The organism is Halomonas stenophila (assembly GCF_014192275.1).
GTDB classification, from domain to species: Bacteria; Pseudomonadota; Gammaproteobacteria; order Pseudomonadales; family Halomonadaceae; genus Halomonas; species Halomonas stenophila.
Map to the genome: position 1 here is coordinate 558,985 of NZ_JACHXR010000001.1, position 21,454 is coordinate 580,438.

The 21,454-nt window shown below is 67.4% G+C and carries 22 protein-coding genes and 2 tRNA genes; 14 read left to right on the plus strand and 10 right to left on the minus strand.

Annotated elements, in window-relative coordinates; all coding sequences use genetic code 11:
• Positions 1 to 150 precede the first annotated feature (150 nt).
• Positions 151 to 1,227: an AI-2E family transporter gene (locus FHR97_RS02475; RefSeq protein WP_183382171.1), complete on the plus strand. Its 1,077-nt coding sequence runs from the start codon at positions 151 to 153 to the stop codon at positions 1,225 to 1,227.
• Positions 1,224 to 1,925: a DnaA regulatory inactivator Hda gene (gene hda, locus FHR97_RS02480; RefSeq protein WP_183382172.1), complete on the plus strand. Its 702-nt coding sequence runs from the start codon at positions 1,224 to 1,226 to the stop codon at positions 1,923 to 1,925. Before FHR97_RS02475 ends, hda begins: the two co-directional genes overlap by 4 nt.
• Positions 1,926 to 1,962: 37 nt before the next feature.
• Here the strand turns inward: hda and ehuB are convergent, their stop codons facing one another.
• The 3 genes from ehuB to FHR97_RS02495 all read right to left on the minus strand — a co-directional run bounded on the left by ehuB (position 1,963) and on the right by FHR97_RS02495 (position 3,972).
• Positions 1,963 to 2,856, minus strand: coding sequence for an ectoine/hydroxyectoine ABC transporter substrate-binding protein EhuB (gene ehuB, locus FHR97_RS02485; RefSeq protein WP_183382173.1), 894 nt, complete (start codon positions 2,854 to 2,856; stop codon positions 1,963 to 1,965).
• A 96-nt stretch (positions 2,857 to 2,952) separates the two neighbouring features.
• Entirely contained in the window at positions 2,953 to 3,492 is a 540-nt protein-coding gene (locus FHR97_RS02490) for a carboxypeptidase-like regulatory domain-containing protein (protein WP_183382174.1), read from the minus strand.
• A 111-nt stretch (positions 3,493 to 3,603) separates the two neighbouring features.
• Positions 3,604 to 3,972, minus strand: a complete 369-nt coding sequence (locus FHR97_RS02495) for a phasin family protein (protein ID WP_183382175.1) — start codon at positions 3,970 to 3,972, stop codon at positions 3,604 to 3,606.
• 286 nt (positions 3,973 to 4,258) lie between these two features.
• Between FHR97_RS02495 and FHR97_RS02500 the strand changes: the two genes are divergently transcribed.
• Positions 4,259 to 5,638 (plus strand): class II fumarate hydratase, encoded by a 1,380-nt coding sequence (locus FHR97_RS02500; RefSeq protein WP_183382176.1) that lies wholly within the window; start codon positions 4,259 to 4,261, stop codon positions 5,636 to 5,638.
• A 61-nt stretch (positions 5,639 to 5,699) separates the two neighbouring features.
• Here the strand turns inward: FHR97_RS02500 and FHR97_RS02505 are convergent, their stop codons facing one another.
• From FHR97_RS02505 to FHR97_RS02515, 3 genes are all read right to left on the minus strand, one after another.
• Positions 5,700 to 6,767 carry an endonuclease/exonuclease/phosphatase family protein gene (locus FHR97_RS02505; RefSeq protein ID WP_183382177.1) on the minus strand — a complete coding sequence of 356 codons (1,068 nt, stop codon included), beginning with the start codon at positions 6,765 to 6,767 and terminating at the stop codon, positions 5,700 to 5,702.
• 79 nt (positions 6,768 to 6,846) lie between these two features.
• The gene (gene glpD, locus FHR97_RS02510; RefSeq protein ID WP_183382178.1) at positions 6,847 to 8,346 is read right to left on the minus strand and encodes a glycerol-3-phosphate dehydrogenase; all 1,500 of its coding nucleotides are present in this window, start codon (positions 8,344 to 8,346) and stop codon (positions 6,847 to 6,849) included.
• Positions 8,347 to 8,528: 182 nt separating this feature from the next.
• Positions 8,529 to 9,287, minus strand: a complete 759-nt coding sequence (locus FHR97_RS02515; RefSeq protein WP_183382179.1) for a DeoR/GlpR family transcriptional regulator — start codon at positions 9,285 to 9,287, stop codon at positions 8,529 to 8,531.
• 212 nt (positions 9,288 to 9,499) lie between these two features.
• Here FHR97_RS02515 and glpK point away from each other — a divergent pair, with 212 nt between their 5' ends.
• From glpK to FHR97_RS02540, 5 genes are all read left to right on the plus strand, one after another.
• Positions 9,500 to 11,008 (plus strand): glycerol kinase GlpK, encoded by a 1,509-nt coding sequence (gene glpK, locus FHR97_RS02520; protein WP_183382180.1) that lies wholly within the window; start codon positions 9,500 to 9,502, stop codon positions 11,006 to 11,008.
• 106 nt (positions 11,009 to 11,114) lie between these two features.
• Positions 11,115 to 11,191: transfer RNA gene (locus FHR97_RS02525), tRNA-Val, on the plus strand.
• Between the two features lie 26 nt (positions 11,192 to 11,217).
• Positions 11,218 to 11,294 (plus strand) — tRNA-Val (locus FHR97_RS02530).
• Positions 11,295 to 11,595: 301 nt separating this feature from the next.
• The gene (locus tag FHR97_RS02535) at positions 11,596 to 12,018 is read left to right on the plus strand and encodes a CBS domain-containing protein (protein ID WP_183382181.1); all 423 of its coding nucleotides are present in this window, start codon (positions 11,596 to 11,598) and stop codon (positions 12,016 to 12,018) included.
• 129 nt (positions 12,019 to 12,147) lie between these two features.
• On the plus strand, positions 12,148 to 12,795 hold the full coding sequence (locus FHR97_RS02540; RefSeq protein ID WP_183382182.1) for a dienelactone hydrolase family protein: 648 nt from the start codon (positions 12,148 to 12,150) through the stop codon (positions 12,793 to 12,795).
• A 24-nt stretch (positions 12,796 to 12,819) separates the two neighbouring features.
• On the opposite strand, the gene FHR97_RS02545 is transcribed toward FHR97_RS02540, so the two are convergent.
• The 4 genes from FHR97_RS02545 to FHR97_RS02560 form a co-directional block, all read right to left on the minus strand.
• Complete coding sequence (locus FHR97_RS02545; RefSeq protein ID WP_183382183.1) at positions 12,820 to 13,275, minus strand: GAF domain-containing protein; 456 nt, start codon at positions 13,273 to 13,275, stop codon at positions 12,820 to 12,822.
• A 250-nt stretch (positions 13,276 to 13,525) separates the two neighbouring features.
• The gene (locus tag FHR97_RS02550) at positions 13,526 to 14,320 is read right to left on the minus strand and encodes a MetQ/NlpA family ABC transporter substrate-binding protein (RefSeq protein WP_183382184.1); all 795 of its coding nucleotides are present in this window, start codon (positions 14,318 to 14,320) and stop codon (positions 13,526 to 13,528) included.
• 99 nt (positions 14,321 to 14,419) lie between these two features.
• The gene (locus FHR97_RS02555; RefSeq protein ID WP_183382185.1) at positions 14,420 to 15,073 is read right to left on the minus strand and encodes a methionine ABC transporter permease; all 654 of its coding nucleotides are present in this window, start codon (positions 15,071 to 15,073) and stop codon (positions 14,420 to 14,422) included.
• Complete coding sequence (locus FHR97_RS02560) at positions 15,054 to 16,112, minus strand: methionine ABC transporter ATP-binding protein (RefSeq protein ID WP_183382186.1); 1,059 nt, start codon at positions 16,110 to 16,112, stop codon at positions 15,054 to 15,056. Before FHR97_RS02560 ends, FHR97_RS02555 begins: the two co-directional genes overlap by 20 nt.
• A 462-nt stretch (positions 16,113 to 16,574) precedes the next feature.
• On the opposite strand from FHR97_RS02560, the gene FHR97_RS02565 reads away from it, so the two are divergent.
• From FHR97_RS02565 to upp, 6 genes are all read left to right on the plus strand, one after another.
• Positions 16,575 to 17,204: a riboflavin synthase subunit alpha gene (locus tag FHR97_RS02565; protein ID WP_183382187.1), complete on the plus strand. Its 630-nt coding sequence runs from the start codon at positions 16,575 to 16,577 to the stop codon at positions 17,202 to 17,204.
• Between the two features lie 174 nt (positions 17,205 to 17,378).
• Positions 17,379 to 18,683, plus strand: coding sequence for an NCS2 family permease (locus FHR97_RS02570; protein ID WP_183382188.1), 1,305 nt, complete (start codon positions 17,379 to 17,381; stop codon positions 18,681 to 18,683).
• A 22-nt stretch (positions 18,684 to 18,705) separates the two neighbouring features.
• Positions 18,706 to 19,251: an adenine phosphoribosyltransferase gene (locus tag FHR97_RS02575; protein WP_183382189.1), complete on the plus strand. Its 546-nt coding sequence runs from the start codon at positions 18,706 to 18,708 to the stop codon at positions 19,249 to 19,251.
• A gap of 7 nt (positions 19,252 to 19,258) precedes the next feature.
• Positions 19,259 to 19,738: a xanthine phosphoribosyltransferase gene (gene gpt, locus FHR97_RS02580; RefSeq protein WP_183382190.1), complete on the plus strand. Its 480-nt coding sequence runs from the start codon at positions 19,259 to 19,261 to the stop codon at positions 19,736 to 19,738.
• Between the two features lie 3 nt (positions 19,739 to 19,741).
• Positions 19,742 to 20,425: a uracil-DNA glycosylase gene (ung, locus tag FHR97_RS02585; RefSeq protein WP_183382191.1), complete on the plus strand. Its 684-nt coding sequence runs from the start codon at positions 19,742 to 19,744 to the stop codon at positions 20,423 to 20,425.
• Positions 20,426 to 20,750: 325 nt separating this feature from the next.
• On the plus strand, positions 20,751 to 21,380 hold the full coding sequence (upp, locus tag FHR97_RS02590) for a uracil phosphoribosyltransferase (RefSeq protein ID WP_183382192.1): 630 nt from the start codon (positions 20,751 to 20,753) through the stop codon (positions 21,378 to 21,380).
• Positions 21,381 to 21,454 lie beyond the last annotated feature (74 nt).

The following is a 21,454-nucleotide window of genomic DNA, read 5'->3' on the forward strand; positions in this document are numbered from 1 at the left end:
GTCCTGTGTGAACATTGCTGTCGAAGAGTCGTCCCGACGCCGTGGCGGGCCGCGTGCAGGGGCGCCACGGTGGGCAAGCGTGGGCAGGAATTGTAGCATCACGACGCACGGCTCGCACCGCCGTGCCAGGCATCACACAGGGAGAGCGCGATGCGCAGACAGGGGTGGATAGTGGCCGCGCTCGCGGCCCTGGGATTGTGGTTCTTCATCAGCATCGAGCCGGTGCTGATGCCGTTCTTCGTCAGCATGATACTGGCCTATCTGGGCGACCCGCTGGCCGACCGGCTGGAGGCCCATGGTCTGTCACGCCGGCTCTCGGTGTCGGTGGTCTTCCTGCTGCTGACGCTGGTCATCGTGCTGACCCTGCTGCTGGTGATCCCGCTGCTAGGGCGCCAGATCGGCCAACTGGTCGAGCTGATGCCGGTGGCCCTGAACTGGATGCAGGGCAGCGTGCTGCCCAGGCTGCAGGCGCTGACCGGCATCGACCTCTCCACCGACTTCGACCAGATGCGCCAGGCCCTGCTGGAGAACTGGCGGGAGACCGGTACCTTCGCCGCCACCCTGCTGGCCCAAGTGTCCAAGTCGGGCCTGGCGCTGGTCGCCTGGGTCGGCAATCTGGCGCTGATCCCGGTGGTGACCTTCTACCTGCTGCTCGACTGGGATGACCTGGTGGCCAAGGTGCGCCGCTCCCTGCCGCGCAGCTGGGAGCCCGCCGCGGTACGCCTGGCCAGCGAGTGTGACGAGGTGCTGTCGTCCTTCCTGCGTGGCCAGCTGATCGTGATGCTGTGCCTGGGCGTGATCTACGCCATCGGCCTGACCCTGCTGGGGGTGAAGTTCGGCCTGCTGATCGGCCTGCTCTCCGGCCTGGCCAGCATCGTCCCCTACCTGGGGGTGATCGTGGGCATCTCGGTGGCCGGCCTGGTGGCGTTCTTCCAGTTCGGCGATCCCCTGATGCTGCTCGCGGTGGCGGGGGTCTTCGGCTTCGGCCAGCTCGTCGAGAGTACCCTGCTGCAACCCAAGCTGCTGGGCGACAAGATCGGGCTGCACCCCGTCGCGGTGATCTTCGCCGTGCTGGCCGGCGGCCAGCTGTTCGGCTTCACCGGCGTGCTGCTGGCCTTGCCGGTGGCCGCCGTGGTGATGGTGGTGTTGCGTTATCTCCACGAGCGTTATAAAAACAGCACACTCTATGACGCGGGCCACCGGCCCCTGGACGAGGAGTCGCCATGAGCCGTGCACCCGCACAGCTGCCGCTGGGCGTGGGGCTGCGCGACGATGCCACCTTCGCCAATTTCCACCCTGGGCCCAGTGCGACCCTGGTCGATCGCCTGCAGCACCAGCTGGACGACGCGGGGGAGCCCTTCCTCTATCTCTGGGGGGGCGACGGCGTGGGGCGCAGCCACCTGCTCCAGGCGGCCTGCCATGCGGCCTCCGACCGTGATCGCCGGGCACTCTACCTGCCGCTGGAGGAGCTCGGCCACTTTCCGCCGCTGATGCTCGAGGAGGTCGAGCGCCTGGACCTGGTAGCCATCGATGACCTCGACCGGGTGGTGGGCCGCAAGCGCTGGGAGGAGGCCCTGTTCCATGCCTTCAACCGCCTGCGTGACGAGGGACGACGCCTGGTGATCGCCGCCTCCGCGCCGCCGCGGCAGTTGGGCGTCGCCTTGCCGGACCTGGCCTCGCGACTGACCTGGGGGATGACCTTCCATGTCCAGGGGCTCGATGATGGCGGGCGGCTGGAGGCGCTGCAGCTGCGCGCCCGGGTGCGTGGCATGCAGCTGCCCGACGAGGTGGCGCGCTACATCCTGCACCGCGGGCCCCGGCGGCTGGAGGCGCTGTTCGCGGCGCTGGAGACCCTCGATCGGGCCTCGCTGTCGGCCCAGCGCAAGCTGACCATTCCCTTCGTCAAGCAGGCGCTGGGCTGGTAGGTCTCGTCCGGCCCTGGCGTTCAGACGAGGCCGCGGCTCATTGCTCCTGCTCGCTGCACAGCCACTCGGTATCGAAGCGAAAGGCGTTGAGGATGTCATCCTGGGTGAAGCCGTGCGCTTCCAGGGTGTCCTGCCAGGCTCGGGTATTGCGGTAGTCCAGCAGCTCCTCGGTGAAGGCATCGCGCAGGTCCTGGGCCTCCGGGGGGAAGGTGAAGGCACCCCAACTGCGCACCAGCTGGCCGTCGATCTTCGGATCCTTGAAGTTCTGCACCACCTCGACCTCCGGGCTGCTGTCGTCCAGCTGGCTCACCGTGAGGCCGGTGCCGGCATAGGCATCCGCGTCCCCCTCCAGCAGGGTATCGATGGCCGCCGCGTTCTCGGCGATCCGGACCATCCGAGCATCGGGGACGCCCAGCGCTGTCATGATGTCGATCTGGGAGGCGCCCGCGAGGACGGCGACGCGGATGTCGTCGCGCTCGGCGAAGTCGGCGTAGCCGCTGATCTCCAGCGGGTTCGCGGCGCGCACCAGCAGGCCCTCGCCGTAGGAGGTGTTGGGCGCCGAGAACAGCACCCGCTCGCAGCGAGCCGGGCGAATGGCCATCTCGGCGGCGGCCATGTCGAAGCGTCCTTCCTCGAGCCCGGGGATCAGCTCGCCGAAGGGCGTGACTACCCACTCGATCCGGTCGATCCCCAGTTCCCCCAGGATATGCCGTGCCACCTCCGGGCCGGCGCCGCGTCCCTCGCCGTTGTCGTCCAGGTAGCCGTAGGGCACCTCGTTGGCCACGGCCACGCGGATGCTGCCACGCTCCTGGAGTTCCGCCAGGGTCGCTGCCATGGCGAGAGATGGGGCAAGGGCCAGGGCCAGGGCTAGCGTCCAGCGGGCCCAGGGCGCAGAGAGGGGGCGGTCGGTGCCGTCGGTACTGCGGTCCATGTCGAATCTCCCGTTCGAGCCGGCACCTCCGTTAAGAGATGCCTGTATCAGCCTTCAGCGTAGATGGCAGGGCATGAGGCCGCCACGGGGTGCCGGTCAGCGGCTGAGCTGGAGCTCTCGGTGCTGGCCGGGGGCCAGCGAGACCTGGTGGATCACCACGCGCCGCTTGCCGCTGGCGGGGTCCACCAGGCTGCCCGAGACATAGAACTCGCCGGCGGGCAGGCCCCGCAGCAGGAAGTGGCCATTGGCATCGGTGCGCGTGGTATGGGTATAGGCCCGTGCCCGTGGGTCGGCCCGCTCGACGGCGCGGCCGGCCAGGGCCTGCTCGGCGGCCTCGGCGGAGTAGGTGGTGATCGGGGCCACCGAGATGGTCTCGCCGGCGCCCACCACCGTGCCCGCCGCGCTGTCCAGGGTCAGGCGGCCACTCACGGCGGCGCTGCCGTTCTTCTCCAGGGCGGCGTATTCCTCGGCGGGGAAGGCCACCTGGCGGGGGACGCGTCCGCGGGTCTGGCCCTGCGATTCGCCGATGTCGATCACCTCCGCGGGCTCCTCGCGCTGGGGCAAGCCGGCGGGGGGCAGCATCTGGCAGCCGGACAGGGTCAGGCCCAGCAGGGCGATCAGGATGGGGTATCTCATTGCACTCTCCCGGTGGGGTTGGCCCTGTGCGGGGGAGAGAGTAACCAAAAAAGGGGCCACCGCGGTAGCGGTGGCCCCTTTTTCAATCGGTCGCCGATGGCGACGTCAGGCTTACTGAGCGGCCTTGGTGGCGGTCTCGGTGGCCTGCTTGACGCTGTCTTCGGTCAGCTTCTGGCTCTGCTGGACGAAGTCCTGCTGCAGGGACACGACCTTCTCGGCGTCGCCCTTCAGGCGCTCGGTCAGGTCCTTGGCGACCTTCTGCTGGCCTTCCATGTAGCTGCGCAGGCCTTCGGCGTCCTTGACGTCGAGCAGGGCGCGGGCCTGGGCCAGGCCGGTGTCGGTGTAGGCCTTGCCGGCTTCCAGCTGGGCATTGGCCAGCTTCTCGGCGAAGTCCACGGACAGGGTCGCATAGGCGCGAGCCGGACCGAAGAACATGGATTCGAATTGCTGGGTGAACTGCTTGGTGTCGAAGTTTTGCATCGTCTGACCCTCCTCGGGGGGTTGGCTTGGTGAAGGCCTGGGCGGTCCGCCGATGCCTTCCCGCGTCTGTTGCAGTGCACAATAGCAAAGCGGTTTGTGCAGTGCAACATGGTCGGATCAAATTCTTTCGCCCGGACAGGGCAATCGCAGTTGGGTGGCGAGGGGCGACGGAGCAGCTCCGAGCGCCAAGGCGAACTGCAATAGCACTGTCGGCCCTGGTCATTGTCTTGCAAGGTGCCCCGGCGGACACCATGGTGACAGGGCAGCCATCCACGAGGAGCCGATCATGAGCGAGCAGCGTACTGAACGCGACAGCATGGGCGAGCTGGAGGTGCCGGCGCATGCCCTCTACGGCGCCCAGACCCAGCGGGCGGTGAACAACTTTCCGGTGTCCGGCCAGGCCATGCCGACGGCCTTCATCCATGCCATCGCCCGCATCAAGCTCGCCGCGGCGCGGGTCAACCGCGACCTGGGGCTGCTCGATGCCGAACGGGCGGCCGCCATCGTGACGGCCGCCGAGGCGGTGATCGCGGGGGACCACGACGACCAGTTTCCGGTGGATGTCTTCCAGACCGGCTCGGGCACCTCGAGCAACATGAACGTCAACGAGGTCATCGCCAACCTGGCCAGCGGTGACGATCTCACGGTGGGCCCCAACGACCATGTCAACATGGGCCAGTCCAGCAACGATGTCATTCCCACGGCCCTCCACCTGTCCGCCGCCCTGGAGGTGACCCGGGGACTGCGCCCGGCGCTGGTGCGCCTGCACGAGACGATCGACGTGCGTGCGGAGTGTCTCGATGGCGTGGTCAAGACCGGACGCACCCACCTGATGGATGCCATGCCGCTGCGCATGAGCCAGGAGCTCGGCGGCTGGTCCAGCCAGGTGGGCCAGGCCATCGAGCGTTTCGACAGTGCCATGCTGCGCCTCTGTCGGCTGGCCCAGGGGGGCACGGCGGTCGGCACCGGCATCAACGCCCATCCCGAGTTTGCCGGGCGCATGGCACGCGATCTCAGCGAACAGACCGGCCTGGCGCTGTCCCCCAACGACAGCTTCTTCGCCAGCCTGGGGGCCCAGGATGCCGCCGTGGAACTCTCCGGCCAGCTGCGCGGCCTTGCCTGCGTGGTCATGAAGATCGCCAACGACCTGCGCTGGATGAACTCCGGCCCCCTGGCGGGCCTCGGCGAGATCGAGCTCGAGGCCCTCCAGCCCGGCAGTTCCATCATGCCGGGCAAGGTCAACCCGGTGATCCCCGAGTCGGCGGCCCAGGCCGCGGCCCAGGTGATCGGACTCGATACCGCGGTGACGGTGGCCGGCCAGAGCGGCAACTTCCAGCTCAACGTCATGCTGCCGCTGGTGGCCAACAACCTGCTGACCGCGATCACCCTGATGCGCAACACGGCCTGGCTGCTGGCCGACCGGGCCATCGCCACCTTCAAGGTCCGCGAGGACCAGCTGCGTGAGCCCCTGTCGCGCAATCCCATCCTGGTGACCGCGTTGAACTCGGTGATCGGCTACGACGCCGCCGCGGCCATCGCCAAGAAGGCCTACCAGGCGGGGCGTCCGATCATCGAGGTGGCCGAGGAGGAAACCGATCTCGGCCGCGAGGAGCTCGAGCGACTCCTCGACCCCGCGGCGCTGACCCGGGGCGGGATTCCCGAGTAGCCGGCGTGATGTTCCAGGGGGGCGGCGAGTGTCATCGCCGCGCAGGGTGACTGCGCGCCGATCAAGTGTCCTGGTCGCGCTCCCTGGCCTCCTCCACGGTGCCTTCGGCATCGCGATGCTCGTCATCGGTGGCCGTCGGGGTCTCATGCTCGTCGGCCCGGGAGGGGCGATAGCAGAGGGTGGCCAGGATCGGGAAGTGATCCGAACCGAAGCGGGGCAGGCGCTGCATCTTCTTCAGCGTGAAGTGCTCGCTGACGAAGACGTGATCGAGGGGCCAGCGCATCAGCGGGTAGTCCGCATGGAAGGTACTGAACATGCCGCGCCCCCGCCTCGGGTCGAGCATGCCGCTGACCCGGCAGAACAGCCGGGTACTGCGTGACCAGGCCACGTCGTTGAGATCCCCCGCCACCACGGTGGGCTCGTCGGGCTCCTGGTGGATCAGCTTGGCCACCAGCATCAGCTCGCCGTCCCGCCACAGCGACTCTTCGCTCTCGCTGGGGGCCGGTGGCCGGGGGTGCAGGGCATGAAAGCGGATCCGGTCGCCGCTCTCGAGTTCGACCCCGCAGTGGATAGACGGGATATCGTCCTGGATCAGCCACTTGACCGTGGGATCGACGAGCGGGCGGCGCGAATACAGGTGCATGCCATAGAGGTTGTCCAGGGGGATGCGCACCGCATGAGGCCAGCCGCCGTTGAGCCCCTCATCGAGGCGCTGCTCCCACCAGTCATCGGACTCCAGGGTCAGGACCAGGTCGGGATCCTGTTCGCGGATGGTCGCCAGCAGGGCATCGCTGTTGCGATTGGGGGTCAGCACGTTGGCCACCAGCAGGGTCAGGCAGCGATCGGGGCGATCGTCCCGGGCGGTCTTGACCTGGACCGGCCACAGCGGCGTCCAGGGCAGGACATGGCGCAGCTCCAAGGCGAGCACGGCGACTCCCGCCGCGGCGATCCACGGAGTCGCGGCCGGGTCGGCCAGCGGTGAGGCGAGGGCGCAGCCGGCACCGCCCAGGCCGATCTGCAGACGCGGGAACTCGCAGGCCCGTAGCCACCACCAGTGCCCGGGGACCCGAGCGATCAGGCTGGCCAGCAGCAGGACGACGGCCAGCCCACCGAGCCACCATTCGACCATGTCGCGTTCTCCCCCCGAAATGACGTTCGGCAGGTGCGCTTCCTGTCGCGCCCGCTTCCCGAGGGTAATGCCACCGGCCTCAGGCCGCGAGCTCGGTACGGCGGCGGGCCATGTAGTCTGCCAGACGCGCGACCTGGACGGGGGAGAGATGCAGGCCGAGCTTGGTCCGGCGCCAGAGGATGTCCTGGGGTTCGCGGGCCCACTCCTGGGCCATCAGGTAATCCACCTCGGCGGTGGTCAGGCCCGCGCCGAAGTTCTCACCCAGCGACTCCAGGGAGCGCTTGCCTTCCAGGAAGCGCAGGCACAGCGAGCCGTAGCTGCGGGAGAAGCGGCGCACCTGGGCCGGGCTCAGGAACGCGAAGTCGGCGGCCAGCCGTTCGCGGAAGCGCGCCTGGTCACCGATGTCGCCGCCGGGCAGGGGCGCCACGGCCGTCCAGGGCCCCTGCATCGCCGGCAGGTGCGGGGCCAGGGCGGTCATGGCCGCCTCGGCGAGCTTGCGATAGGTGGTGATCTTGCCGCCGAACACCGACAGCAGCGGCGGGCCCTTGGTATCCAGATCCAGGGTGTAGTCACGGGTCATGGCGGAGGGCTCGGCGGATTCATCGTCGCATAGCGGGCGGACCCCGGCGAAGGTGCGAATGACATCGTCCCGCGTCAGGGGGGTGCGGAAGTGGTCGTTGACCACCGAGAGGAGGTAGTCGATCTCCTCCTCGGTGGCCTCGACGCGGGCGGGGTCGCCCTCGTAGCGCCGGTCGGTGGTGCCCACCAGGCTGAAGTCCTCATCGAAGGGCAGCACGAAGACGATGCGCTGGTCGGTGTTCTGCAGGATGTAGGCTCGGTCGTCGCGGTTGCGGCGGGGCACGATCAGGTGGCTGCCCTGGATCATGCGCACGCCGTAGCGGGAGGGCCGGTGGGCCTTGTCCTTGATCACGCCTTCCACCCAGGGACCCGCGGCATTGACCAGGGCGCGGGCCCGTCGCCGGAAGCGCCGGCCGCTATCCACGTCCTCGAGCTCGATCTGCCAGTGGTCGTCGACCTCGCGGGCGTCGAGGCAGCGCGTGCGCACTCGGATCTCGGCCCCCAGCTCCCGGGCCTGCAGGGCGTTGAGGATCACCAGGCGGGCGTCATCGACCCAGCAGTCGGAATACTCGAAGCCGCGGCGGATGTCCGGGCTCATGCCCAGGGCCGGCGTGAGCCTGATGCCGCGCGAGCCCGGCAGCTGCTGGCGCTTGCTCAGGTGGTCGTAGAGGAACAGGCCGGCGCGCAGCATCCAGGCCGGGCGCAGGTGGGAGCGATGGGGCAGGATGAAGCGCAGCGGCCAGATGATATGCGGCGCCTTGGCCAGCAGGATCTCGCGCTCCCGCAGGGCCTCCCGCACCAGGCGGAACTCGTGGTGCTCCAGGTAGCGCAGCCCGCCATGGATCAGCTTGCTGCTGGCCGACGAGGTGGCGCCCGCCAGGTCGGCCTGCTCGCACAGGCCCACCGAGAGGCCTCGCCCGGCGGCATCGGCGGCGATGCCGGCACCGTTGATGCCGCCACCTATCACGAAGAGATCCAGGAGGTCACGCGTCGTTGCCATGGAGTGCTCCGCACCGGCCGGGAGGCCGGGATGTCTGAGGATGATCACGAAATGTTTGAAATCGAAAATAGAGCAATTGAATTCGAACATCAAGTGATGCGGCCCGGTGGACAGGGCTATTGCAGCTAGTCTGACGAGGGGCGCCGGCGGACGATGGGCCCACCGCAAGGGCGGGCCGGCGATCAGGCGAGGTGGAGAGTGACGTCGTGAGCCTGCAGCAACTGCAGGATGCGCTCGGAGGGCTGGCGGTCGGTGAACAGGGCGTCGAGCTGGGAGAGGTTGCCCTGGCGCACCACGGGGTTGCGCTGGAACTTGGAATGATCGGCGGCCAGGTAGACCTGACGTGAATTCTGGATGATGGCCTGGGCGACCCGCACTTCCTGGTAGTCGAACTCCAGCAGCGAGCCGTCCTCGTCGATGCCGCTGATGCCGATGATGCCGAAGTCGACCTTGAACTGGTTGATGAAGTCGATGGTGGCCTCGCCGATGATGCCGCCGTCCCGGGAACGGACCTGGCCACCGGCGATGATCACGTTGAAGTCTTCCTTGCGCTGCAGGATGGCGGCCACGTTGAGGTTGTTGGTGATGACCTCCAGCCCGTGGTGGTCCAGCAGCGCCTCGGCGACCACCTCATTGCTGGTGCCGATGTTGATGAACAGCGAGGCATGGTCCGGGATATGGCGGGCGAGCAGGGCCGCGATGCGCTGCTTGGCCTCCAGGTTGAGGGTCTTGCGCATCGCGTAGGCGGTGTTGACCGTGCTCGACTCGAGGCCGGCCCCGCCATGGACGCGCCGCAGTTGCCCCTCGCCGGACAGCCGGTTGAGGTCGCGGCGGATCGTCTGGGGGGTGACCGCGAAATGTTCGGTGAGCTGTTCGATGCTGGCGTAGCCCTGGCGGCGTACCAGGTCGACGATGCTGTCTTGGCGCTGCTGTGGGTTCATGCGGACTCCTTGATCGCCGGGATTCTACGCCATCCCGTCGGCCGCTGCAGGGGCGCGTTCCCCGATCATCATGCGGCGAAAGTCGTAGGTCGGTGGCGGTGTCGCCAATTGAGCGTCATCGGCCACTAGCGTAGTCTTTTGATCATAAGCGAACATTTTCGTCGTGGAAAACGAAAGTGTTCCTCCGCTCAACGACACCAGGATGCATCGCCATGGCCTCTTACCTGCTTGCCATCGACCAGGGCACGACCAGCTCCCGGGCGATCCTCTTCGACCGCGACGGCCACAGCATCGCGGCCGCCCAGCGTGAGTTTCCCCAGCAGTTCCCCGCCGATGGCTGGGTGGAGCACGATCCCGAGGCGATCTGGGATAGCGTGGTGGCGACCTGCCGCGAGGTGATCGAGCACCCGAGGGTGGGGCTCGAGGCGATCGCCGGCATCGGTATCACCAACCAGCGCGAGACCACCCTGCTGTGGGATCGGCAGACCGGCGAGCCCCTCCACAACGCCATCGTCTGGCAGGACCGGCGCACCGCCGATCGCTGCCAGGCGCTGCGCGAGGCGGGACACACCGATCTCGTCCAGGCGCGCACCGGGCTGCTCATCGATCCCTACTTCTCGGCCACCAAGCTTGGCTGGCTGCTCGACAACGTCGAGGGTGCCCGTGAGCGGGCGGAGCGCGGCGAGCTGGCCTTCGGCACCGTCGACACCTTCCTGATCTGGCGGCTCACCGGCGGTCGGGTGCATGCCACCGATGCCACCAACGCCTCGCGCACGGCGCTGTTCGACATCCATGCGCAGCGCTGGGACCCGGAGTTGCTTGCGTTGTTCGACATTCCGGCGAGCCTGCTCCCCGAGGTGAAGGATTCCAGTGACGACTTCGGCCAGGTGCGGGCCGACCTGCTGGGCGGAACCCTGCCGATCGCCGGGGTCGCCGGCGATCAGCAGGCGGCCCTGGTGGGGCAGGCCTGCTTCACGCCGGGCATGGGCAAGAGCACCTACGGCACCGGCTGCTTCATGATCGTCAATACCGGGGAGCGGGCCGAGGTCTCCCGCAATCGGCTGCTGACCACCGTGGGCTATCGTCTGAACGGCGTGCCGACCTACGCCATGGAAGGCAGCATCTTCGTCGCCGGGGCCACCGTCCAGTGGCTGCGGGACGGGCTCAAGCTCTTCGCCGATGCCGCCGAGACCGAGACCCTGGCCAGCGAGACCCGGAGCGGTCACAGCGTCTACCTGGTGCCGGCCTTCACTGGCCTGGGCGCGCCGCACTGGGATCCCAAGGCCCGGGGCGCCATCCTCGGGCTGACCCGGGACACCGGCATCGCCGACATCGTCGCCGCGGGGCTCCAGGCGGTCTGCTACCAGACCCGGGACCTGCAGGTGTGCATGAGCGACGACATGAGCACGCCGCCGGGCACCCTGCGGGTGGATGGCGGCATGGTCGCCAACAACTGGCTCATGCAGTTCCTGTCGGACATGCTGGGGGTGCAGGTGGACCGTCCGGGGATTCTCGAGACCACCGCCCTGGGGGCGGCCTACCTGGCCGGCCTGCGCCTGGGCTGGTACCGGGATCTCGACGAGATCGCCGCCCTCTGGCACTGCGAGCGCAGCTTCACCCCGACCATGGACGAGGGAGAGCGGGAGCGGCTGTATGCCGGCTGGCTCGAGGCGGTGGATCGGGTCCGCTGCACGCCGGGGCAGGGCACCCCAAGTTCCTGATCCGGCGCGACTTGATGGCCTCGTGACGGGAAAAAAGGGGGTTGCATTTTCCGCTCGGGCCAGTAGAATACGCAACCGTTGTCACGGCGAATGCCGCCGGGAACGTAGGACCATAGCTCAGTTGGTTAGAGCGCCACGTTGACATCGTGGAGGTCGGCGGTTCAAATCCGCCTGGTCCTACCAACGCTTTCCAGACGACCTTCAATTGCAGGACCATAGCTCAGTTGGTTAGAGCGCCACGTTGACATCGTGGAGGTCAGCGGTTCAAATCCGCTTGGTCCTACCAGCTTCCCGAAACGCCCCGAGGTCGTCCAGGCCTCGGGGCGTTTTCCGTACACGGCACCGGCAGACGGGTCCGCGAAGCGCTTGGGTAGGCACCCTCTGCCCCTCGATCTTCGCCATGGCTGAGGCTTGTCATCTCGACATGGATCCCTGGGAATAGGGTACAGGCATGATGTTGAGTGCTGATCTTAGGCGGGATTTTCATGCCGCCCATTGGTTGAAAGGGAATCTAGCCACCGACTAGTCTGTTCAATGAAGGTGAAAAGAGCCAACTCACTGCCCTTTATGGGGAAGGGAGGTGTGCCATGCTAGTAAAAGAGGTGATGACGAGGCGGCCGGACTTCCTGGACGGTACGGCCAGCATCCGCCAGGTCGCGGAACACATGCGCGATCGCAATTCCGGCTTCGAGCCCCTGGTCGATCAGGACAAGATCGTCGGCGTCGTGACGGATCGGGACATCGCGTTGCGTGCCGTGGCAGAGGGCCGGGGCGCGGACGATCCTGCCCGGGATATCGCCACCGATCCTCCGCTGTACACCTACGAGGACGATACGCTGGAAGACGTGCTCTCCAACATGCAGCAACAACGGGTGCAGAGACTGCTGGTGCTCGACAGCGCCGATACAAAGCGCCTGACAGGCATCCTGACCATCGGTGACATCGCCGATCATTGCCAGGACGATGACCTGGCCCGAGCGCTGGTCGGCTGTACCCGGCATTACGTCTGAAACTTCCGACCCCGTGGGTGAGGATGCGGGCTCATCTCCCCCACGGCACCAACCCGAGGTCCTGGGCACGTCAGGACAGCCTGGGTTTCGAGAGGCGAAAGCCTCTGCTTCGATGCTTGGAATTCGACGATGATACCTTCCGAAACGCCGTGTCGGCTGGCACTCGATGATGCGGTCCTTGAAGGACAGCTGCTGAAGCCCGACGCCGTGACGGGCATCGTCGTCTTCGCCCATGGCAGTGGCAGCAGCCGCTTCAGCGTGCGCAATCGGCAGGTGGCGCGCTATCTGGCCGAGCAGGGCATGGCGACCCTGCTCTTCGACCTGCTGACCGCCGAGGAGAACGTGATCGACGAGCGCACCCGGGCGCTGCGTTTCGATATCGACCTGATCTCGCGGCGCCTGATCGGCGCCGTGGACTGGGTGGGGCAGGCGAGCGAGACCCGTGACCTGCGGATCGGGCTCTTCGGTGCCAGTACCGGGGCGGCCGCGGCACTGATCGCCGCCGCGGAGAGGCCGGAGCGGGTGAGGGCGGTGGTCTCCCGCGGTGGGCGAGTCGACCTGGCCGACGACCAGTTGGCGGCGGTGCGGGCGCCGACGCTGCTGCTGGTCGGCGAAAACGACCCGACGGTGCTGCGCCTCAACGAGTTGGCGCGCCAGCGGATCCCGGGGCGCTGTGAACTGGTGGTGGTGCCCGGCGCGACCCATCTCTTCGAGGAGCCGGGCAAGCTGGAAGAGGTGCAGGAGCACGCCGCCCGCTGGCTGCTCGAGCACCTCTGATCCCCCTGGGCCGGGGAGGTGTGTTCAGGTCAGGTCGGTGTTGGCGACGAAGGCCCGCACCAGCCGCTCGATCCCGTGCTGGTCGGCCTCAGTGAAGCGGCCCCGGCGGGGGCTGTCGAGATCCAGCAGGCCCCACAGGCGGTCGTCGACCACCACCGGCACCACCAGTTCGGCGTTGGACGCGCTGTCGCAGGCAATATGGTCGGCGATGGCGTGGACGTCATCGATGCGTTGGGTCTCGCGGGTGCGTGCCGCGGCGCCGCAGACGCCCTTGCTGAAGGGGATGGGGTGGCAGGCCGGTTTGCCCTGGAAGGGGCCGAGGCCCAGCATTCCGGGCTCGCGGTGCAGGTAGAAGCCGACCCAGTTGAGCGCCGGCAGTTCCTGCATCAGAAAGGCGCAGGTCTGGGCGCTGTTGGTCAGCCAGTCCCGGTCGTCGAGCAGGGCATCGAGCTGGCGCGCGAGCAGGGCGTAGTCGGTCATGGAGTTTCCTCTAACGCAAGGGGCCGGCATCGAGCCGGCCCCGCAGTCTTTGATGCAGAGGGTAATGCGGATATGCGTCATGAGCGAAGATAGGCTGGTCTCCGCCGGAGCGCAGCTCCCGGAGTGTAGCCTGCTACATGAGGAGAGCGAGCACCGCCGGCGGCCAGGGTGGCTAGGTTCGTTCCCGACGAACCAACGCACTTCCCACCTCCATGTGGGTCGTCGAGCGCAATAGCATATCCACTTGCCCTCACTCCCAGCCGGGAACCGCAGCCCCCTTGAACAGCTCCTCGGCCTTGGCGGCGACCTCGTCGCGCTGGTAGGCGTCGACCAACTGCTGGATGGCCTCGCGATCCTCGTCGCCCGCACGCACCGCGATGATGTTCACGTAGGGCGATTCCGGCCCCTCGCTCACCAGGGCATCGTCCAGGTTCAGGCCGGCCGGCTGGGCGAAGGTGTTGTTGATGAACGCCATGTCCACGTCGGGCAGGACGCGGGGCAGCTGGGCGGCCTCGATCTCGCGGAAGTCGAAGTCATGCGGGTTCTCGACGATGTCCAGCGGGGTGGCTTCCAGGTTGTTCGGGTCGTTGAGGGTGATCAGGCCCTCGTTGTGGAGCAGGATCAGCGAACGGCCCTCGTTGGTCGGGTCGTTGGGCAGGGCGATGGTGGCCCCGTCCGGCAGTGCCTCGAGGCTGTCGTACTTCTCGGAATAGGCGCCGATCGGATAGACGAAGGTGCGACCGGCGATGGCGAGGTCGTAGCCGCGGTCCTCGACCATGGACTGCATGTAGGGCTCGTGCTGGTAGGCGTTGGCATCCAGGCTGCCATCGGCCAGGGCGGCGTTGGGCGTCACGTAGTCGGTGAACTCGACGAGCTCGACCTCCAGGCCATACTCGCGCTCGGCGATGTCGACCGCCACCTGCATGACGTCGGTCTCGGGGCCGGCCACGGTGCCCACCTTGATGCTGTGCTGGTCGGCATTGGCGTAGCCGGCGGTCAGGGCCAGGGCCGAGGCGGCCACGGTGCCGATCAGGGCGTTGCGCATGTCATTGTCTCCCTAGCGAGCTGTCGTGATGAATGGGGCGCGATATTAATGAAATAAGCAGTCAATGTGTAATGCTTTATAGTTATCAATTGGGGCGAATCACTTGTGGTCGCTCTTGCGCACCAGGTAATCCCCCAGGCTCTGGAAGCCCTGCACCAGCACCACCAGGATCACCACGGTGATCAGCATGATGGTGGGGTTGAAGCGGTTGTAGCCATAGCGGATACCCAGGTCGCCGAGGCCGCCGCCGCCCACCGCGCCGGCCATGGCCGAGTAGCTGACCAGCGTGACGATGGTCACCGTCAGGGCGGTGAAGATGCCGCCCCGTGCCTCGGGCAGCAGCACCTTGGCGATGATCTGCCAGGGCGTGGCGCCCATGGACTGCGCCGCTTCGACCAGGCCCGGCGGGACCTCGTTCAGGGCGCCCTCGACCAGGCGGGCGATGAAGGGGATCGCGGCAATGGTCAGCGGCACCACGGCGGCATTGGTGCCGATCGAGGAGCCGACCAGCGCCCGGGTGAAGGGGATGATCGCCACCATCAGGATGATGAAGGGCACCGAGCGACCGATATTGGTGATCACGCCCAGCGCACCGTTGAGGGCCGGTTGGGCGAGGATCTGCCGGGGGCGGGTGACGTAGAGCATCACCCCCAGCGGGATGCCCAGCAGGGCGGCGATCAGCCCCGAGACTGCCACCATGTAGAGGGTGTCGAGGGTGGCCTCGAGGATCAGTTCAATCATCGCGCTGGACATGGCCGAGCACCTCCACCTGCAGGTCGTGGGTTTCCAGATAGCTCAGGGCGCGGCGGGTATCCGCCGCGTCGCCCATCAGTTCGGCGATCATCAGCCCCAGGGTGCGGTCCTGGATGGACTCCACCTTGGCCTGGAGGATGCTGACGTCGACGCCGCACTCCCGGGCCAGCCGCGAGATCAGCGGCGTGGAGACGGCATCGCCGGAAAAGGCCAGGCGCACCACCGGGTGGCTGTGCGGGCCGGGGTCGGCCTCGAGGCGCTCGATCAGCGCCCGGGGCGGCTCGAGCTCGAGGAAGTCGTTGAGGAAGTCACGCCCCAGCCGGGTGCGCGGGGCGGTGAAGAAGTCGCCGACCTCGGCCTCCTCGACCAGCTCGCCGCCGGAGATCAGGCTGACCCGATGGCAGATCGACTTGACCACCTCCATCTCGTGGGTGATCAGCAGGATCGTCAGGCCGAGCTGCTGGTTGATGTCGCGCAGCAGCTCCAGGATCGAGCCGGTGGTGTGCGGGTCCAGTGCCGAAGTGGCCTCGTCGCACAGCAGCACCCGCGGCCGGCTGGCCAATGCCCGGGCGATGGCCACCCGCTGCTTCTGGCCGCCGGACAGCTGGGCCGGGTACTGGCGCGCCTTGTCGGCCAGCCCGACCAGTTCCAGCAGCGGGGTGACCCGCTCGGCGATCTCGGCCTTCTTCATGCCCATCAGCTCCAGGGGCAGGGCGACGTTGGCAAAGACGCTGCGCGAGGTCAGCAGGTTGAAGTGCTGGAAGATCATGCCGATGCGATGGCGCGCCTGGTTGAGGGCGTCGCCGCTTAGGCCGGTGAGTTCCTGGCCATCCACCGTCACGCTGCCGGTGGTGGGGCGCTCGAGCAGGTTGACGCAGCGGATCAGGGTCGACTTGCCGGCTCCGGACAGGCCGATCACGCCATGGATCTGGCCCTTGGGCACATGCAGGTCGACCGCCTTCAGTGCCTCGACGCCACCGGGGCCGGCGCCTTTGCCCTTGCTGAAATAGGTCTTGGAAACGTTTTGCAGTCGAATCATCTGGGCCACCGAGGTAGCGCCGGGGCCGGCGCGGGCGAGCAGCGAGCGGGCAAAAAAAAGGCCACCCTGACGGGTGGCCATCAACGCTGGACACACCCTTTTAGCTGCACTTCCCGTCGCGAGACACGGGGCCTCGCGACGTCGGCGCCCGCAATCCGGGTACAAATCGGCGCCTTCAAAATGTAGCCGACAATCCTAGGTCTCGAACAAGCGTATGTCAAACGCCTTGGGCCATGTTGAGCCTCTATAGGCGATCAACTGGCAAATTCCACTGAAAAATCCTTATCGGCAGCAAGAATCGCTGGCCTGGGCGCCTGCGTCGCCATCGGCCGTCGGGCCGTCCCGCCCGGCCGGGCCGCGCGGGGTGGCAGGCACCGGCATGGACGCGGCGGCCCGAGCTTCCCTACACTAACGGCTTTCCCGGCCGCCTTTCCCGGCGGCCCCGCGACGAGAGGAGAGGGCATGTTCACAGGCATCGTGCAGGGCACCGCTGAAGTGGTCGCCATCCAGGAAGCGGAGGCGTTCCGCACCCATGTGCTGGCCTTGCCCCCGGCGCTGCGCGAGGGCCTCGAGATCGGCGCCTCGGTGGCCCATAACGGGGTCTGCCTGACCGTCACCGGCATCGACGGCGAGCGGGTGAGCTTTGACCTGATGCGCGAAACCCTGAGGGTGACCAACCTGGGCGAGCTCGCCGTGGGCGACCGGGTCAATCTCGAGCGTGCCGCCCGCTTCGGCGACGAGATCGGCGGCCACGCCATGTCCGGCCATATCATCGCCATGGCCGAGCTGGTGGAGCTGGACGAGGCGCCCAACAACCGGCGCCTGTGGTTCGAGCTGCCCCATGCCCTGGGGCGCTTCCTGTTCGACAAGGGCTACATCGGCGTCGACGGGGCCAGCCTGACCATCGGCGAGGCGCGCCAGGCGACGGCCGGTCACGGCCCGCGCTTCTGCGTCGACCTGATTCCCGAGACCCTGGCGCGAACCGTGCTGGTGGATCGGGTGCCGGGCGATCACGTCAATATCGAGATCGACCCCCAGACCCAGGCCATCGTCGAGACCGTGGAGCGGGTGCTGGCGGCTCGGGGCGTCTGAGGCGTTCAGTCTGCGTTGGCGGCGCGGCTGGCGTTGCCCCAAGAAGTCACTTATATATCAGGGAGCCTCGCCGCACCGGTTGCCCGCTGGCGTCTCGCAACCCGGGACGCCATCCGCTACCATGTGCGGCTTTTCTCGCACCCGGACGCGACGTCCCCCCGCAGGACGAATCCCATGCTGAAACGCCTTCTGGATAATCACTTCGCGCTCACCGAGCACGGCACCGACATCAAGACCGAGGTCATCGCCGGGATCACCACCTTCCTGACGATGGCCTACATCATCTTCGTCAACCCGAGCATCCTCTCGGAGTCGGGGATGGACTACGGCGCGGTGTTCGTGGCCACCTGCGTGGCCTCGGCCATCGGCTGCCTGATCATGGGACTGTGGGCCAACTATCCCATCGCCCTGGCGCCGGGCATGGGCCTCAACGCCTTCTTTACCTATGGCGTGGTACTCGGCATGGGCTACAGCTGGGAGGCGGCGCTCGGCGCGGTCTTCCTCTCCGGCTTCACCTTCTTCCTGCTCAGCATCTTCCGCGTCCGCGAGTGGATCATCAACGCGATCCCCATGTCGCTGCGCATGGGCATCGCCGCGGGCATCGGCCTGTTCCTGGCGATGATCGCGCTGCAGAACGCCGGCATCGTGGTGGCCAATCCGGCCACCTACGTGGCGCTCGGCGACCTCTCCGAGCCCTCGGCCCTCTACGCGCTGCTCGGCTTCTTCGTGATCACGTCCCTGGCCTACCTGCGCATCACCGGCGCGGTGATGATCGGCATCCTCGGCATCACCTTCCTGGCGATGATCCTGGGCCACAACGAGTTCGCCGGGGTGATGTCCATGCCGCCGTCGATCGCCCCGACCCTCATGCAACTGGACCTGGCCGGCGCCTTCGACATCGCCATGTTCAGCGTGGTCTTCGCCTTCCTGTTCGTCGACCTGTTCGACACCTCCGGGACCCTGATCGGCGTGGCCCATCGCGGCGGCCTGCTCGACGAGCAGGGCAAGCTGCCGCGCATCGGCCGGGCCATGATGGCCGACAGTGGCGCCTCCATGGCGGGGGCGGCGCTCGGCACCTCCACCACGACCAGCTACATCGAGTCCACCGCCGGCATCGTCTCCGGCGGGCGCACCGGCCTGACCGCCGTGGTGGTGGCCGTGCTGTTCTTGATCAGCCTGTTCTTCTCGCCGCTGGCCGCCTCCATCCCCGCCTTTGCGACGGCCGGCGCCCTGCTCTACGTGGCGGTGCTGATGGCCGGCAGCCTGACCCATGCCGACTGGGACGACGCCACCGAGGCGGCCCCGGTGCTGATCGCCGCGCTGGCCATGCCGCTGACCTTTTCCATCGCCGAGGGCATCGCGCTGGGCTTCATCAGCTACGCGGCCATCAAGACCCTGTCCGGCCGCTTTGGCGACCTGAACCCGGCCGTGGTGGTGCTGGCGCTGATCTTCGCCGGCAAGTTCCTGTTCCTCGACTGACACTGACCAACCGAGAATCCCGATGAGCATCTACGGCGACTACATCAAGTCCGTGATCCGCACCGTCCCCGACTGGCCGCAGCCGGGGGTCAACTTCCGCGACATCACGCCGCTGCTGCAGAACAGCGCCGCCTTTCGCAAGCTGATCGACAGCTTCGTGCACCGCTACCAGGAGATGGACATCGACGCCGTCGCCGCCATCGATGCCCGGGGCTTCATCGTCGGCGCGCCGCTGGCCTACGAGCTGGGCTGCAGCTTCGTGCCGGTGCGCAAGAAGGGCAAGCTGCCGTTCAAGACCATCAGCGAGACCTATACCCTGGAGTACGGCGAAGCCGAGGTGGAGCTGCACTCCGATGCCTTCCGCGCCGGAGATCGCATCCTGGTGGTCGATGACCTGATCGCCACCGGCGGGACCATGCTGGCCGCGGCCAAGCTGATCACCCGTACCGGCGGCCAGGTAGTGGAGACCGCGGCCGTCGTCGACCTGCCGGACCTCGGCGGCGCCGGGAAGATCCGCGAGGCAGGCTTCGGTGTCTTCTCCGTCTGCTCCTTCACCGAGGACGAGTGACACCGCCATGAGCACCCACCGCTACCACCAGCATTTCACCGTGTCCTGGGACCAGCTGCACCGGGACGTGCGCGAGCTCTGCCATCGCCTGGTCGAGCGCGACTTCAAGGGCATCGTCGCCATCACCCGGGGCGGGCTGATCCCCGCCGCGCTGATCGCCCGCGAGCTCAACGTGCGGTTGATCGACACCGTCTGCATCAAGAGCTACGAGGGCATGGAGCAGGGCGGTCTCGAGGTCATGAAGGGCGTCGATCACGATGGCGACGGCTGGCTGCTGGTCGACGACCTGGTCGACACCGGCAAGACCGCCCGCAAGGTGCGCGAGATGCTGCCCAGGGCGCATTTCGTGACCGTCTATGCCAAGCCGGAGGGCCGGCCGCTGGTCGACCAGTACCTCACCGAGGTGGCCCAGGACTGCTGGATCCAGTTCCCCTGGGACATGGGCGTGGCCTATGTCGAGCCCCTGGCCGACCAGGTCAAGCGCTGAGCCATGAGTTGTCCGCTTCCCGACAGCTGGCAGCAGTGGCTGGGTGACGAGTTCGAAGCGCCCTACATGCAGGCGCTGCGCGACTTCCTGGCCACCGAGAAGGCCGCCCGCAAGGTCATCTACCCGCACTCCTCGAACTGGTTCCGGGCCTTCGAGCTGACGCCGCTGGACCGGGTCAAGGTGGTGATCCTCGGCCAGGATCCCTACCACGGCCCGAACCAGGCCCACGGCCTGTGTTTCTCGGTGCGCCCCGAGGTGCGCATACCGCCCTCGCTGGTCAATATCTACAAGGAGCTGGCCGCGGACGTGGGCTTCCGCCCGGTGAACCACGGCTACCTGGAGAGCTGGGCCCGCCAGGGCGTGCTGCTGCTCAACACCTCGCTGACGGTGGAGCAGGGCAACGCCGGGTCCCACCGGGGCAAGGGCTGGGAGACCTTCACCGACCGCGCCATCGCCGCGGTCAACGAGCACGCCGGCCCCTCGGTCTTCCTGCTCTGGGGCAGCCATGCCCGCCAGAAGAAGGCCCTGGTGGATACCCGCCGGCACCTGGTGCTGGAGTCGCCGCATCCCTCGCCGCTCTCCGCCCATCGCGGCTTCTTCGGCAACCACCACTTCTCCCGGGCCAACGCCTTTTTGGTCGAGCAAGGCCGCACGCCGATCGACTGGCAGCTGCCCGAGACCCCGTGAGCGGGCTGGCCGTGAGCGGCGGGTCTCAGAGCCATCACAGTTGTGTCTGACGAGGGGCGCCGGGGACAAGCCGAAGAGGAGGTCCTACGCCAGGGAAGGCGTCGGAAGCGTACATGGAGGTATTCACAGCGCCTCCTCGATGGTCCGACACTTCGGGGCTTGTCGACGGATCAGCCCCGAGCGATACCGCTAACTGCGATTGCCCGGCGGCGGATCTCGGCCAGCTTAACCTCGCGCCGGGATGCGGTTAGAATATCGCCAAGTTTGCACATGCATCGCGTGCGTCTAAGCTTGCCGACGAATCCCATGTCCCGAGAGGTCCGCCATGAGCGTTCATGCCATCCAGCATCCCCTGGTCCAGCACAAGCTGGGTCTGATGCGCGAAGTCGGCATCAGCACCAAGAGTTTTCGTGAACTGGCCGGCGAGGTGGCCAAGCTGCTCACCTACGAGGCGACCCAGGACCTCGAGCTGGAGACCCAGGAGATTCCCGGCTGGAGCGGCGAGCCGATCCCCGTGCAGCAGCTCAAGGGCAAGAAGGCCACCATCGTGCCGATCCTGCGCGCCGGCCTCGGCATGCTCGAGGGCGTGACCGACCTGATTCCCAGTGCGCGGATCAGCGTGGTGGGCCTCTATCGCGACGAGGAGACCCTCCAGCCGGTGCCGTATTTCTCCAAGTTCGCGGGGGATCTGGACGAGCGCATGGCCATCGTCATCGACCCGATGCTGGCCACCGGCGGCACCATGGTGGCAACCCTCGACATGCTCCGCGACCGGGGCTGCAAACACATGAAGGTGATCGTGCTGGTGGCCGCCCCGGAGGGCATCGAGCGCGTGCAGGCCTCCTACCCGGACATCGAGATCTACACCGCCGCCGTGGACGACCACCTCGACGAGAACGGCTATATCGTGCCCGGGCTCGGCGATGCGGGAGACAAGATCTTCGGCACCCGCTGAGACCTTCCCCCTGCCCGGTCGGTCGGCACCCGCCGGCTGGCCGGGCGCCCACTCTCGCTGTGCTTGACGCCATC